Source organism: Stenotrophomonas maltophilia, assembly GCF_001676385.1.
Classification (GTDB): domain Bacteria; phylum Pseudomonadota; class Gammaproteobacteria; order Xanthomonadales; family Xanthomonadaceae; genus Stenotrophomonas; species Stenotrophomonas maltophilia_J.
Genome location: NZ_LYVJ01000007.1, coordinates 81451 through 94492 on the forward strand (window position 1 = coordinate 81451; position 13042 = coordinate 94492).

General features: G+C 63.8%; 14 protein-coding genes and 1 riboswitch. All 14 genes read right to left on the minus strand.

The window, feature by feature from the left end; all coding sequences use genetic code 11:
* Positions 1 to 27: 27 nt before the first annotated feature.
* Positions 28 to 174, minus strand: a riboswitch (FMN riboswitch).
* Positions 175 to 260: 86 nt separating this feature from the next.
* Entirely contained in the window at positions 261 to 620 is a 360-nt protein-coding gene (locus A9K58_RS10430) for a hypothetical protein (RefSeq protein WP_065199300.1), read from the minus strand.
* Between the two features lie 116 nt (positions 621 to 736).
* On the minus strand, positions 737 to 2065 hold the full coding sequence (locus A9K58_RS10435) for a peptidoglycan-binding protein (RefSeq protein WP_155760474.1): 1329 nt from the start codon (positions 2063 to 2065) through the stop codon (positions 737 to 739).
* A 29-nt stretch (positions 2066 to 2094) separates the two neighbouring features.
* On the minus strand, positions 2095 to 2571 hold the full coding sequence (locus A9K58_RS10440) for a transglycosylase SLT domain-containing protein (RefSeq protein WP_196769187.1): 477 nt from the start codon (positions 2569 to 2571) through the stop codon (positions 2095 to 2097).
* Between the two features lie 100 nt (positions 2572 to 2671).
* The gene (locus A9K58_RS10445; protein ID WP_081284023.1) at positions 2672 to 3562 is read right to left on the minus strand and encodes a hypothetical protein; all 891 of its coding nucleotides are present in this window, start codon (positions 3560 to 3562) and stop codon (positions 2672 to 2674) included.
* A gap of 66 nt (positions 3563 to 3628) precedes the next feature.
* Positions 3629 to 4834, minus strand: a complete 1206-nt coding sequence (locus A9K58_RS10450; RefSeq protein WP_065199303.1) for a Tle-like phospholipase domain-containing protein — start codon at positions 4832 to 4834, stop codon at positions 3629 to 3631.
* On the minus strand, positions 4831 to 5400 hold the full coding sequence (locus tag A9K58_RS10455; protein WP_065199304.1) for a hypothetical protein: 570 nt from the start codon (positions 5398 to 5400) through the stop codon (positions 4831 to 4833). Before A9K58_RS10455 ends, A9K58_RS10450 begins: the two co-directional genes overlap by 4 nt.
* 468 nt (positions 5401 to 5868) lie before the next feature.
* Positions 5869 to 6528 carry an XVIPCD domain-containing protein gene (locus A9K58_RS20125; protein ID WP_065199305.1) on the minus strand — a complete coding sequence of 220 codons (660 nt, stop codon included), beginning with the start codon at positions 6526 to 6528 and terminating at the stop codon, positions 5869 to 5871.
* 82 nt (positions 6529 to 6610) lie between these two features.
* A complete protein-coding gene (locus tag A9K58_RS20200) occupies positions 6611 to 7042 on the minus strand; it encodes a DUF4189 domain-containing protein (RefSeq protein ID WP_081284024.1) in 432 nt (143 codons plus the stop codon).
* Positions 7039 to 8025 carry a TrbL/VirB6 family protein gene (locus A9K58_RS10465; RefSeq protein ID WP_065199306.1) on the minus strand — a complete coding sequence of 329 codons (987 nt, stop codon included), beginning with the start codon at positions 8023 to 8025 and terminating at the stop codon, positions 7039 to 7041. The genes A9K58_RS20200 and A9K58_RS10465 overlap by 4 nt, the downstream gene beginning before the upstream one ends.
* 17 nt (positions 8026 to 8042) lie before the next feature.
* Entirely contained in the window at positions 8043 to 8861 is an 819-nt protein-coding gene (locus A9K58_RS10470; RefSeq protein WP_065199307.1) for a hypothetical protein, read from the minus strand.
* A 48-nt stretch (positions 8862 to 8909) separates the two neighbouring features.
* Positions 8910 to 11375, minus strand: coding sequence for a VirB4 family type IV secretion/conjugal transfer ATPase (locus A9K58_RS10475; protein WP_065199308.1), 2466 nt, complete (start codon positions 11373 to 11375; stop codon positions 8910 to 8912).
* Positions 11376 to 11379: 4 nt separating this feature from the next.
* Entirely contained in the window at positions 11380 to 11694 is a 315-nt protein-coding gene (locus A9K58_RS10480; protein WP_065199309.1) for a VirB3 family type IV secretion system protein, read from the minus strand.
* On the minus strand, positions 11687 to 12070 hold the full coding sequence (locus A9K58_RS10485; protein WP_065199310.1) for a TrbC/VirB2 family protein: 384 nt from the start codon (positions 12068 to 12070) through the stop codon (positions 11687 to 11689). The genes A9K58_RS10480 and A9K58_RS10485 overlap by 8 nt, the downstream gene beginning before the upstream one ends.
* Before the next feature lie 72 nt (positions 12071 to 12142).
* Positions 12143 to 13015 (minus strand): lytic transglycosylase domain-containing protein, encoded by an 873-nt coding sequence (locus tag A9K58_RS20130; protein WP_081284025.1) that lies wholly within the window; start codon positions 13013 to 13015, stop codon positions 12143 to 12145.
* Between the last annotated feature and the right edge of the window lie 27 nt (positions 13016 to 13042).

Sequence of the window (13042 nt, forward strand, 5' to 3'; positions counted from 1 at the left end):
GGCGCACGCAGGACATGAGCCCTGTGGCACCGTCTTCTTTCATCCGGACTATACCGTCGGCTCCGGCATCGGACCGGATCTGCTGACCCCCGGCCGTGGGCCGGGGCGCTCGCGGGCTCGTGCCCTGGGGCACCTACCGCCGGTGGGGAGTTGCACCCCGCCCTGAAGACGTTTGTATACCGGCGAGCCGGCCCGGCTAGTGTAGCAGCATCAGGCGCGGCGGCTGGAAAGGCGCTTCAGGTGGCGGTTGGCGATGCCGGTCAGTGCCAGCCGCTGGGGCTGGTCTCGGGAATTCCGCCGCCTTCCCAAGGGCCAGATTCCTCCGCACTGGGGCATGTCGTTTCATACTGAGCCAGTGACGCATAGTCGTCATTGGTCCAATTCTTGCCATACGGGTTCTCCGGACGACAATACCCGGTCGGTAGCCACTCCCCAGTGTACGGCGCGATCGGCCGCCAGCATGGGGTCGGGTTCTTCATCGGATCCTGGCCCTTGGTGCAGAACAGGAACGGGTCATTCTTGCGGTAATTGAGCGGCGAATAATAACCATCCGCTTGTGCGTTGAATTTGAAGGTCAGCAGCACCAACGCGCCCAGGCAGATCTTCAGCGAGGTTTTCATCGGTTGTCCTCAAGGCCCGCCGCGTCCGCCAGCGGGGATGGTGAATCATTCGTTGTCTGCGTGCGGGGCCGCAATCGCGGCCCCGCACGTTCTTCCCTTCAACCGTCAATCACGGCTCAGCGTTGCGGGTCACTGGCATTGCGGGCCGCGTCCTGCGCCTGCTGCGCCTGCGCGACCGGCTCCTGCGCCTGCTTCGCCCAGGGCTGGCTCAGCGTGGAAGTGAAATCGCTGATCGCCTTCTGCACCGAGGCACCGTCCCCATTGCGCGCGGCATTCAACATGCGATCAACGAAGCTGCCCGAGTCCTGCGCGGCCGGCTTGGCATGCGCCTCATCGGCATGGGCCGGTGCATGCGACTGCAGCGCGGCGCGCGACTGCGGGCCGAACACGCCGTCCACCTTCAGCCCCTGGGCCCGCTGCATGTCCTCCAGCGCATGGCGCGTAGCATCGCCGAACACGCCGTCCCGCGCCAGCGGGTGACCCTGCGCGTCCTTGTACCCGAGGCGGCTGAGCTGTTCCTGCAGTTCGGCCACGGCCGGACCGCGGGCGCCGGCACGCAGGGTCTGCTCATCATTCGACTTGCCGCCCGAATGCTCGGTGGCGCCATGGCCGGCAGCGCGCAGTTCGGGCAGCGGGTCGACCTTGCGGCCGTCGCGCCACAGTTCGAAATGCAGATGGGTATCGCCGTGCTTCGGCGTGTTGCCGGTGCGGCCCATGGTCCCGATCGGCTGGCCGGCCTCGATGCGCTGGTTGTTGCGCACCGAGATCTCGTCCAGGTGGAAGTACTTGGTCATCGAGCCGTCGTCGTGGGTGATGCGCACGGTGTTGCCGGCCGCCCCATTGTTCGGCGTCACGGTGACACGCCCGCCTGCGAAGGCCACGATCGGGTCACCGACATCACCCTGGATGTCCACGCCACCATGCTTGCGTCCGCCGCTGCGGTGCGTACCGAATTCGCCGCGGCCCTCACCAGCCTTGTCGGCGGCGTTGATGCGGTCGTTGCCCGGCGCCGGCCAGGTCGCGCCCTCGCCGCGCGCCGGCGGTGCCGGACGCTCGATGGCATTGCGCTCGTTCTGCGGCAGCGCCAGCTGCGCCTTGATTGCTTCGCGGGTGGCCTCGTCGGCACGTCCGGTCGGCTCCAGGGCATTGGCCTGCTGGAAGCTGCGCACTGCGTCCTGGGTGTTCTTGCCGTAAATACCGCTGTTGGTTTCCAGCGTATTGCCCTGCGCGTCGCGCGCCCCCAGCTGGTTCAGCGATTCCTGCAGGGAACGTACCTCGTCGCCCCGCTCGCCACGCTGCAGCACGCCATCGGCCAGTGCCGACGGCCGCGGCTGCGCGCCGGGCAGCGGCGCGCTGGCGGTGATGCCACGGTCGGCAATCTCGATGGCCGAGTACTTGCCCTGCCAGTACTGGGTGAACGAGGTCGCCAGTTCGCGGTCGTTCATGCCTGCGAGGGTCTCGTACGGCTTGCCGGTCAACGCTCGAAATCACGCGAACTGATGTTGTTCACCAGGTTCTTGCGGGTGTCATCGCGGGAGAACTCGCCGGTGGCAATGGCGCTCTGGATGGACGCGTAACCGCCGCCGCCCTGCTGGTGCGCCAGGTACATGTCCATGCCGTTGGGTTCAGCGGCACCGGACAGGAACGGACGGCCGGTCTTCTCCGAACGGTTGACAATCTGGTCGCGGTTGCGCTCGTACAGGTCGGCCGCAGCGCGGGTGTTGGCCACCGGGTCGAATTCGTGGCCGGTCAGCCCGAATTCCTTGGCCGTGGTGGGCACGAACTGGAACAGGCCCTTGGCACCGCTCTTGGTATTGTTGGCATCCGGGTTGAAGGTGCCGCCGGTCTCGATATAGGCGAATCGCAGGAAATCCTCGCGGGGAATCCCGCTGCGCCCTGCCTGCTTTTCGATGATGTCGAGAACTTCTTTGCGATCGTGGGTACTGGCCATCATTGGCTCCTCAGGTGAAGTGCGGCCCGGGCGGGCCACTGGACGTCAACCGGACTCAATCCTTGAGTCATGTACAGGGCGGTCAACCGGTAAGACGGACTCAGGGCGCGTAGCGCTCTTTGTCCGCATTGAAGGTGTAGGTCAGGGTGTCGGCCGGGCCAAGGTCACGCAGCTTGCCCGGGCCGTCGATGGTCTTGCCCGACAGGCTCACCGTGAGCGTCGGCAGGCCACCGGAGACAGCGCCGAAGGCGAGTGTACCGGTACTGACGGCACAAGGCGTCACGGCGCCGTCCTCACAGGAGGCCGAATTGTCGTCGCCGGCATGGATGCTGCCCAGGTAGCCCCAGCGGCGGAACGACAGCTGGTCCACGTTGTCCGGGTCGAACAGGAAGATGGCATAGCCGAACATGGCCACGCCCTCGTTGAAATCACGGGTGGGCACGGCCAGCAGCATGCGGCCGTCTTCCAGCGCATGGGTCTGGGCCTTGCGCGCGGTATCCAGCGGCTCCGGCTGGTCGTTGCGGCCGAACTCGCCGACATAGCCGTCGGTGTCCAGCTGCACCCAGGCCGGCGCATCGGCGGTACCGCCCTGCACGAAGGTCGCCTGGCCGATCGCCACGTTGCCCGGCTCCATCATGCCGGCTTCGGCATCGGGGCCTTCCTCGCCTTCGGTCCTGCTGGTGAAACCAGTGAAATAGTGCTTGCCCTTCAGATCGAACGCCTGGCCGTACCAGTAGCTGACGATGGCACCGCCATCGACCTTGTAGCTGACCGCGCCATCGCCGTCACGCTGGTAGATCACGTACAGCACGCTGTCCGCGGAAGGGGGTTTGAGTGCAGTCATTGCTGAGTCCTTGTCATGTTCGGCGGCGGCCGGCCCGGCTGCAGGGGCCGCCGCTGTTCCTTGTGCGCCCTTGTCGGGAGCATTGCCTCCGCAGGCCGACAGCGCAAGCGCCAGCAGCGCCACCAAGGCCGTGTGATTGATGTTCATGCATCCTCCTGTTCTTGGCTGCGCAGGGCCGCGCCAGGGGCGCCGGAAATCCTGGCCGGAAAGCGATCAACCACCACGGGCCATCTCCATCGGCTCCGGCGTCGGTTGGCGCTGCGCCGGGGCCTGCTGCTGCGCCGCGTCGCGCTGGTTGAGGTGCTGTACCTGCTGGTCCACCTGCTGCTGCCACATACGTCCCATCGGCGAGGCATACAGATCCTGGGTCGCCACCTTCACGCCGTCCGGATCACCGGCGCGCGCCGCGTCCAGCAACTGGGTGACATAAGGATCCTGGCGGGTGGTTGCATCCGGCGCCTTGCCTGCCGCAGCTGCAGCCTCACGCGCCTCTCGCGCCGCCGGTTCGCCGGCCGGCACCGGATCGCGGAACAGGTCGACCCCGTCGCGCACCCAGCCCGCCGGACCGCCCGCCACGAAGGTCACGCCGCGACGGATGTCCATCACGTCACCGCGATAGTCGGCAATCATCCGCGAGTGTTCCTCGGCACGGGTTCGTGCCTGCGGGTCGTCCAGTACCGACAGGTGCGGAGTGCCGTCCGAGTCGGTCGGCATGAAGTTGCTCATCTTGTGCGCCCCGAACGAGCGGGCCGCCGCCGCGACCGGCACATCGGGTACCAGCAGGTCCGCAAACCGGTTCTCGAAGTACCCGGACTGATGCAGGACGTCGATCTCCTTTTCCTTGGCGTAGGTGATCACCTCGCCATACTGCGGGCTGGCCGCACTGACCACGTCGGTCGCCAGCACGTGGTTGCGTACGCGGTCGTTGGGGCCGGCACCGATACCGCGGTCCAGGCTGGCTGCCCCATAGGCATTGAACGTCTCGCCACGCAGATCGAAATGATGCGCCGACACCTGCGCCAGCGTGCCACCCAGCGAGTGGCCGGTGACGCTGACTTCCGGCGCGGACTTGCCCGGCTGCGCACCTATCGTCTGCGCCTCTTCAAGCGCCTTGCGGGTCAGCGCAATGGCATCTTCGGCCTGCGGATTGGTCCGCCCCAGCACCATGGCACCGTCGGCGATGACCGCGTCTTTCCAGATCTCCTCGGTGCCGCGATGGGAGACGATCAGGTCGCCGCCATCAAGCTTCTCGTAGATCGTGCCCTGGTAGCCGGTTCGCGGGTTCTCGACATGTTCGACGACACGGTAGATGGTGCCGTTGATGGATACATTCGCATCCTCGCCGGTCGGCCGGCCAACGGACCTGTCTTCATAGACATGGTTGGCGAGGTTGGCGTAGTCCCGCGTGGTGACGGTCATGGCGTCGTCTCACGGGCGGTCAGCGTGATGGTGAAGAACTCGTCGCGCTTGTCAGCGGACACCGCCTGCAGGTGCTCGCTACCGAAATCTCCGAATTCCCTCTGCTCGTAGCTCGGGTAGTAGCCCTTCCAGAAATAGCGGGTCTTGCTGCCGGCGGCGATGATCTGCTGCGCCGGCAGGCCCGCCACGAAGCGGGTGCCGGCCTGGCCGGCATGCGCGCGCAGCCTGACCCGCGCCTCGGTCAGGGCCCAGCGGCAGACACCGCGGCCGTAGTAGTCCTGGTCCAGGATGGCATCGGTATGGATGGTGCCTACGTACTCCGTATCCGACACCCGCGACAAGGCGAAAGGTTCGTGGCTGGCGATGGTCGGTACCGCCCCGGAGAGCGGCTGGATCTTGCCGCACTGTGCCGCGTTGATGACGTCGAACTGGGCGGTTCCTTCGACCACCTCGAACGGGCCCGGTGCATTGGCCAGGGTCACGCGGATTTCATAGGCGCGCCGCGGGTTCGGATTCAGCGTGCGCAGCGGCGGGGTGGCGCGGGTGTCCGCGGCAGTGGCATTCATAGGGGTATCAGCTCGGTACGGGCCGCCACAGGCGGCCAGAGGCAGGATGAAGGCGCAGGCAAGCAGCGATATCGCCCGGCGGGCACCGCGCGCATGGGATGCAGAACGGGTACGCGTCGCCTTCGGGCCGGCGGCCGACCAGGGGAAAACGCTCATGGCAGCCCCACGGAACGCGGGACGCACGTCGACATGCCCACCATCGGGTCTACCCCACCGGCTTCAGCGAACATGTTCATTCATTACATCCATCCCAGGAATACACAACCATGTGCCCTCTCCACGCGCCAGTCCGGCGCACTTGCTTGGCAACTTTAGCAGGCCGAGGAGGCCATATGCGTCAAAAAAAAGTTGCGAAAGTGCGTCACATCACATTTTTTCAGTCACCTGGCAGGGATCTGGCGCCACAACCTTCACGCGACGCTAACCAAATGACGCGAGCGGTGAGGGGCTGAAACGACGGCGTCGCGCCTACAAGGAGGGTTGCCGCGCCGGATCAGGGTGCGCGCCCTGCCGCAGGTTCAGTTCCTGCGCAGCCGACTGCGCCCCGGCCTGCAGCAACATCTCGGCCTGCAGGAGGCTCTGTTCGGCCGGTTGGTGGCGTGCTTGGCGACCATCCACGCAGGAGGCAAAGAATGGCGCCTGCTCACCGAATGGCTTGTACACGGCGAAGACGTTTTCTTCCCCGTCCTTCCCCAACTGACCCGTCACCGCGTCAACCCGCTTGACCAGCGGATCTTCGACCTGCCGGCGATACAACGCCGCCGATACATTCCGACTCCCTTCGTCGTCCCAGTTGCCCGTGCCCGCCACCCAGGCGTGGATCCGTTGATAAGTCTGGAAATCAGCATGCGCGGGGTTGTCCGCCAGGACCGGGGCAATGGATGAGGACGGATCGGCACGCGGTACCACGGGAAGCCCACCCTCCAGCCCTGGCAGCTCGCCGCCTGTGCCCTGCTCCGCCCTGTGCGGAGCGGATGCATCCTGCAACTGCAGGGCCTGGATCTGGACAAGGGTTCCATTCAACTCATCGCGGACGTTGCCCTTGGCCAGCGAGTCGTAGATCCAGCCATCATGCAGCCATTCCCCATCGCCCTGGCGCTGATAGGTGCGCCCATCGGAGGCGAGCACAGCATTTTCTTCGTCACCTTCCGGAAAACCAGCTGACCACCGACGTGCACTCGTCCTCGTCAGCTCTGCCAGAAGCTCAAGCTCAAGGCAGAGCACACCCTTCGAACACCACGCTGCATTCAGGGCCGCACTTCTTGAGTGCAGCCTTTCGCACACGGTCCAGGGTACGGTTCTGTTGCGATACGAAGCGACGTTCCGAGGGACCCACCACTACCACCGCACAAGAATTGAAGAACGTGTCTACGACCTGACAGTTGCTCGACCCACGTGCCAAGCAATCCTGGACCGCAAGATTGCCCGCCTGTTGTTCCGAGTCTCCGTTGACTGCCCAACCAAGCTGGAGATCTTCTCCTCTTGCAACCGCTCCCCATTTCCTGGCGGGCTGCCTGGTGTCTCCGGCTCCGTGGGCGGGCAGGAAGACCGAATTATATTGGGGGGTACCAGGCTGTTGCGCAAAGGACGTTGACACCATGAAGTACGCCATTAAAGCCAGCCCCGGTCCGAAATACCTCATAGCTTTTTCTCCTTATCCACCCAATCCTGCTGAAAGTCCGACTTCTGGCCGGTGCTGTTGCGACCCACGTTGCCGAAGCTCGAATTTGCCACGAACTGGCCCAACGTACCGTTGAAGAACATGGCCGCGATCGGCGGTGCCATGACCATCAGGACGGACATGAGCAGTCCAACACCACCCTGCTGAACGGCAGCAGACTTCAAACCACCACCAAAGCCGATCGATCCTCCCAGAAGCTCCGTGCCGGACAGCAGGTAGGCCGTCACCATGGCGATCGCGGTACGGGCGACCAGCGCAGTAGCCACCGATACCATGAAGGAAAGCACCGCCATTGAGAACATGGTGCCGATTCCATACAAGAGCCAGCGTTTGAACAGCTCCTTGGTCTGGTCGAAGAGCAGGCACAAGATGAAGAGGGGACCAAAACCTACGAACAACACCAGGGCAATCTTGTAGAGCAGCAGCATGGCGCCACCAATCACCGAAGGCCCGGCGATGCCAATGCCCGTCAGGTTGGTCACCATCTTCTGCTCGTCGGCGTTTGAGCTGCTGCTCTCAACAGGCAGTGCATCGACCATCGCGAAAATCAACCCCATCGTTCGCAGGTTGTTGTCAATTGAGTCTTCGACATTGCCACTATCGTTGGCGACAACCTGATGAATCTCGTTCGGAAGGGTACGGGTGAGGAAGTTGGTCAAGTTGACGCCAGCGAACGACATCGACGAGGCGGCGATAACGATGAGGAACGCGCGCAGCGACCCCACCACCAGCCCCATGAGCGACTCACGGCTCCGGCCAGTGACGATCAGGAACCCCTGCATCAGTACCCACAGGGTAAGCAGAGTCAAGGCAATACCGCTGACCCACCCCATCGTCCGGGTCAGGAGTCCTGCCTGGAAACTGTCAATACGCCCATTGATGAAATTGAGCAGGATTTCAAAGAAAGCCCACTGAGTGAATTGGCCCAGATCGATGCCGTCCATCAAACTACTCCTGATCCTTAGAGGCCTGGGATACTGAGGCCGGTTGGCACATTGACGCTGCCGCTGCCCTTCAGTGCATTACGCGTAAGCGCAGCGCGGGCGTTGTTGATGTGAGCAACACGCGCCTCGTAGGCGGACATGTAGGTGCGATAGCGATCACGATCGTTATCCATCAGCGCCGTCAATGCCAGCAGTTCATTGGTGTTGTACTGCACGTTGGCATAGTCGTCGGCCGTCAGGGTACGGCGGCGATCCTCCAGCTGCTTCAGCCGGTCATAGTTCTGCTGCGCCCGTTCGAACATGCGCATCGAAAAGCGATACTGCGCCAGCTCGGTCTGGGCGGCCGCCATGCACAACTGCTGTTGCTGCTGGCCGAGCGTGGTGCTCGCGCCCGCAGTGCAAAGCTGATCCATGGCGATGTTCAGCGCAGTGGGCTGCGTCGCATTCAATGCCTCCTCCCCGGTTGGCGTGGCGATCATTTCCGGTGTGGTGGTACTGTTGCGCGGCGTCACCCGCAGCTTGCGGTTGACGTCATTAAGCTGCCCGGTCACCGTACCGTTGTTGCCAATCCGGTCGCGGACTTCGGTAAGTCGGCCTGTGACGGTGCCATTGTTGCCAATGTTGCGGTTGATCTGGTCCAGCCGGCTGTGAGTGCTCGAATCACTGACCTGCCATGCCGCCATGGCGGCGCCGGTCCCCAGCAACGAGACGACGGCCAGCGAGAGGATGACCCATTTGTTGGCGCGCGGCATGGACAGGGAAGCACCAAACGTCTGCTTCCATGCCTGGCCGAAGCTGTGCTGGCGATCGTTACGGCGATGTCCTTGCGAGTTCATGGTTCACCTCTGCTGTTCTTCACTTCGTCTGGTTCGGGGAGGAGGGGCTCAGCGCACGGCGGTGCGGCGGCCCGGGGTGTCGTTGCTGCGGGCGCCGCCACGACCGGATCCCTTCCGGTTGTCGTAGAACGCCTGCAGCCATTCTTCCGGTGTCAACTCGTCGCGGTCCACTTCCAGGCGCTGGGACTGTTCATTGAGGACGCGGTCGAGAATCTCGATGTTGTCGGTACTGGCGCTGATCACGGCCAGCGCATCGTCCATGCCACGCAGGTTCAACTGGCACACGGTGGAGCCATGACCCTGCTTGACCAGGAAGCTGCGCGAGCGTTCGTCAAGGCTGACCACGACCTCGAACTCCGCCTCGGTCAGCTTCAGGCCTTCCATATAGTCCTCGCGCGAAGCGCTGGGATTGGGCAGCAGGATCAGCGTGGCCGTCTGCTCGATCAGCGCGGCGGAAATATCGCTGGCCAGCGCGTCCTCCGGGCTCTGCGTGGCGAAGATGCCCAGGCCGTTCTGCTTACGGATGGTCTTCTGCTTGTTCTTGGCGAATTCCTTCAGCGCGCCACCGCCGTCGAGAATCTTCCAGAACTCGTCCATCACGTAGATGAGCGGGCGGCCATCGATCAGCTCTTCGAGGCGGTGCAGCAGGTAATTGATGACCGGCACGCGCACTTCGGCGTTGTCGATGACATCAGTGTAGTCGAAGCCGATGATGTTGGCCCGCTGCAGGTCGATGACGTCGGTCGGATTGTCAAACACCCAACCCAGCGTGTTGCCGGCCGTCCACTTGCGCAGGCGGGCATACAGGCCATCGTCGCCCATGTTGGGCAGGCTCTTCTGGAAGTTGGACATCGAGCGCAGGTGCATCGGCATGTCCAGCATGCTCTCCACCGCGCGGAAGATGTCTTCTTCCTCGCGCGCGGTGTAGCTGCCCTTGCCGGCCAGCACCTTGATCAGGTCGCCGAGGAACTGCACATTGGCATCGGTGCGCTCGCACTGGAACGGGTTGAAGCCGGTCGGCTTGCCGTTGTCCAGTGCCAGGTAGTTGCCGCCACAGGCGCGCACGAAGATCTCCGCGCCGCGGTCCTTGTCGAAGAAGAAGATGGTCGGCGCCGGCTCGTACTTCTGCACCTGGCTGAGCAGGAAGTTGATCAGCGCGGTCTTGCCGGTGCCCGACTTGCCGATGACCATGGTGTTGCCGATGGCCTTCTCGCCCAGCGAATTCTCCGCCGGATGAGTGGCGTGGAAGTTGAAGTAATAAGGCTGGCCATTGGTGGTCTGCAGCACCGTGAGGCATTCGCCCCAGGGATTGTTGTCGCGCTTGCCAGTAGCGAAATTGTGCAGCGGTGACAGGCCGAGGAAATTCAGCGAGCTGACGTTGGCCAGCCGCGTGCGGTACTTCCAGTTGGCCGGCAGCTGCGAGTAGAACGAGGAGCACACGGCCAGGTCTTCCTTGGCCGAGACGAAGCCGGCATTGGACAGTTCGGCGCGGGTGGTGGCCAGGTTCTGCGACAGCGTCTTCTGGTCTTCGGCGTACAGCGCAATGATGAAGTGGTACTCACCCAGGACGAAGTTGCCCGAAGCAACCTGGTCCATCGCGTGGTCCATTTCCGCAATCTGGCTGACCGCCTTGTCGCCGGAGGAGATCATCATGCCCTTGGTACGCTCGAGCACCTTCAGCGCATCCTGGCGCCCCATCGGGCTGAACGAATGGGTGATGACGTACTCGAAGTCCAGGTACTTCAGTCCATTGAGGATGCCCGGATAGGTAGCGTCGGTGTATTCCTTGATGTTGAGGATGGCACCGTAGTGATTGCGCCCGGTCGGCGTATTGATGACGTAGTCGCCGGACTTGGCCGAGAACATGTGCCGCGAGACCGGCAGGTACTCGTTCACCGATGCACGCAGCACCGGCACCGGCTCATCGATGCGGTTGAGCAGGTAGCCGAAGAACGTCAGCACTTCGGAGAACACCACGCCGTTGTCCGCTTCGTACATGCTCAGCCGATGCGGGGCGTAATCCTTCAGCACCGCTTCCACGTTGCCGGCAAGCTCCATCACCTTGTTGATGGCCTGGTCCTGCTCGGCCTGCAGGCGCCCCAGGTCACTGGAGCGCTCGACGAACTTCTTGCCGACCATGATCGGGCGATAGATCATGGTCAGGTACAGCTCGTTCTGCATGATCTTCTGCGACGAGAGGCGATCGTAGTACTCGTCGGACATCTGCTGGTTGAACACCTGGTCGTACTTGCTGCGGATGTCCACGCGGCCACGGCGGCGGATATCGTGCACCCAGAATGCCACGTTGACGAAATCCGGCGCCCGCAGGGTCTGCAGCATGCGGTTGAAGGTGTTGTGCTTGTGCTCCAGCTCCCATTCCTCACGACCCACGAAAGGCAGCCCATCCAGGCGCCAGACAATCAGGAAATCGCCGCCCGTGGTCTTCACCACGTGCGGAGACACGTGGGAAGACAACGGGATGAAATCGGCGATGGAAGTGTCTGGCGCCTGCATGGGACTAATCCGTTTTCGTGTCTTGGAGAGTGGGCCGGTAGCTGTTCGGAGTGAACACCCACATGCCGTTGTGATGCTTGATGTTGCGTACCCGGGTACGGAAGGTCCAACGCAGGCCGAGCATGCGGAAGATCATCTCGTCCTGCCGTGCCATCTGCCGCATGACCATGATGACCACCGGCAGCAGCAGCAGGAAGTACATGTTGAAATAGAAGGTCAGCAGCAGGCACGCGCCGGCGGCGATCGCAAAGGGCAGGTACGGCACCCCGAGGAACATCGCCGGTCGCGTGCAACCGCGGAACAACGCGTCTTTACGCATACTGCAGCAGCTGGCTCACCACGATGATCGCGCTGTTGCCCGAGCTGCCGATGTTGCCCACGTTGTCCGGCAGCAGCATGTTGGCGATCTGCGCAGCGGCGCCGATCAGGAAGCCACCGATCAGGACCGGCGCCACGTCGCTGATGCGCTTGTGGTTGAAGGCGATCTGGTAGCCGGCGAAGATCACGGCGATGGTGACCACCGCGATCGAGGCGATGTTCAGCAGCGAGTTGAGGTTGGTGAAGAAGCTGGTCACGCTGTTCTGTGCGCCGGACACGTCCTGGGCGCTGGCAACCAGCGGCAGCATGCACAGGCTGGCCATGGCGATGGCGGCGAGGGTGCGACGGGCGTTCTTGATGTTGGCATCGTGCTTCATGGCAGGTCTCTTCTCTTGGATGGAAAGGGATACAGCGTTGTTGCCTGGCTGCGGGGGCAGCCGTGGGTGGTGCTAGAACACCAGCGCAGCGTCGCGCGGCGGCGCTGCGGTTGCCGGCATGGCAGGGGCTGAGCCCCCTGCCCCGCCGGCGGAACCTGTGCCAGGTGCGGTGCCCGGCTGTACCGGCTGGCCCGCGCCCGGCCATACGTTGGGAGCGCCGCCCATCGGCTGCACGCGCACCGGTGCATCGCTGGCCGGCAGCAGGCCAGCAAGGCGCGGATCGGCAGCGGCAGGCGCCGGCATCGGCGCGGCGACCGGCGCCGGCTGCGGGCTATTGGCCGTCGAGTTGGCCGGCATCGGCAGCAGGCGCGAAAGCGCGGCTTCCTCGACCCGTCGAGCCAAGCGCTCGGCAGCGTCATCGCGCACGGCGCGCCGGTATGTGGTGGTGGTCCCGGTGGGCACGCCGTTGCGGATGACCGGGATCGCATTGCTGGCCACGGCCGTATTGCCGGCGCTGCGCCAGGAGGTCATCACCTTGTCGACGTAGCCATGGCGGAAGCCGGTGGTGAAGTTGCCCGAGTAGTAGCAGCTGAAGGCCTTGCCCCAGTCTTGGCCGGAGCGTGCATAGCACTCAGCAAGGATGCGCGAGCCAGCCTGCAGGTTCGGGCACACATTGAAGGCCTTCTCGTAGCTGTCCAGGCCGTGCCGGCTGAGGTTGTAGCGGTTCACCTGCGCGATGCCGAGCGAGAAATTGTAGCCCTCGCGTTCGAGCATGCGGCTGGTGGACACGGCTTCGGCCAGGTTCTTCGGCTGGCGCGCCAGGCGGCCACCAACGACACCGATCGCGTAGGGGTTGAACGACGACTCGACGTTCACCACGTGGCGCATGATCTCGGCGGGCACCGCCAGATCGGTGCAGGCCATCATTTCCAGTCCAGGCAGCATGGTGTCCTCCTTTGGCCAGTGGCGTGG

Excerpts from the sequence above, each read along its gene's own strand:
- A9K58_RS10430 (WP_065199300.1), bottom strand. The coding sequence starts at position 620 with ATGAAAACCTCGCTGAAGATCTGCCTGGGCGCGTTGGTGCTGCTGACC.
- A9K58_RS10435 (WP_155760474.1), bottom strand. The coding sequence starts at position 2,065 with ATGAACGACCGCGAACTGGCGACCTCGTTCACCCAGTACTGGCAGGGC.
- A9K58_RS10440 (WP_196769187.1), bottom strand. The coding sequence starts at position 2,571 with ATGGCCAGTACCCACGATCGCAAAGAAGTTCTCGACATCATCGAAAAG.
- A9K58_RS10445 (WP_081284023.1), bottom strand. The coding sequence starts at position 3,562 with ATGAACATCAATCACACGGCCTTGGTGGCGCTGCTGGCGCTTGCGCTG.
- A9K58_RS10450 (WP_065199303.1), bottom strand. The coding sequence starts at position 4,834 with ATGACCGTCACCACGCGGGACTACGCCAACCTCGCCAACCATGTCTAT.
- A9K58_RS10455 (WP_065199304.1), bottom strand. The coding sequence starts at position 5,400 with ATGAATGCCACTGCCGCGGACACCCGCGCCACCCCGCCGCTGCGCACG.
- A9K58_RS20200 (WP_081284024.1), bottom strand. The coding sequence starts at position 7,042 with ATGAGGTATTTCGGACCGGGGCTGGCTTTAATGGCGTACTTCATGGTG.
- A9K58_RS10465 (WP_065199306.1), bottom strand. The coding sequence starts at position 8,025 with ATGGACGGCATCGATCTGGGCCAATTCACTCAGTGGGCTTTCTTTGAA.
- A9K58_RS10470 (WP_065199307.1), bottom strand. The coding sequence starts at position 8,861 with ATGAACTCGCAAGGACATCGCCGTAACGATCGCCAGCACAGCTTCGGC.
- A9K58_RS10475 (WP_065199308.1), bottom strand. The coding sequence starts at position 11,375 with ATGCAGGCGCCAGACACTTCCATCGCCGATTTCATCCCGTTGTCTTCC.
- A9K58_RS10480 (WP_065199309.1), bottom strand. The coding sequence starts at position 11,694 with ATGCGTAAAGACGCGTTGTTCCGCGGTTGCACGCGACCGGCGATGTTC.
- A9K58_RS10485 (WP_065199310.1), bottom strand. The coding sequence starts at position 12,070 with ATGAAGCACGATGCCAACATCAAGAACGCCCGTCGCACCCTCGCCGCC.
- A9K58_RS20130 (WP_081284025.1), bottom strand. The coding sequence starts at position 13,015 with ATGCTGCCTGGACTGGAAATGATGGCCTGCACCGATCTGGCGGTGCCC.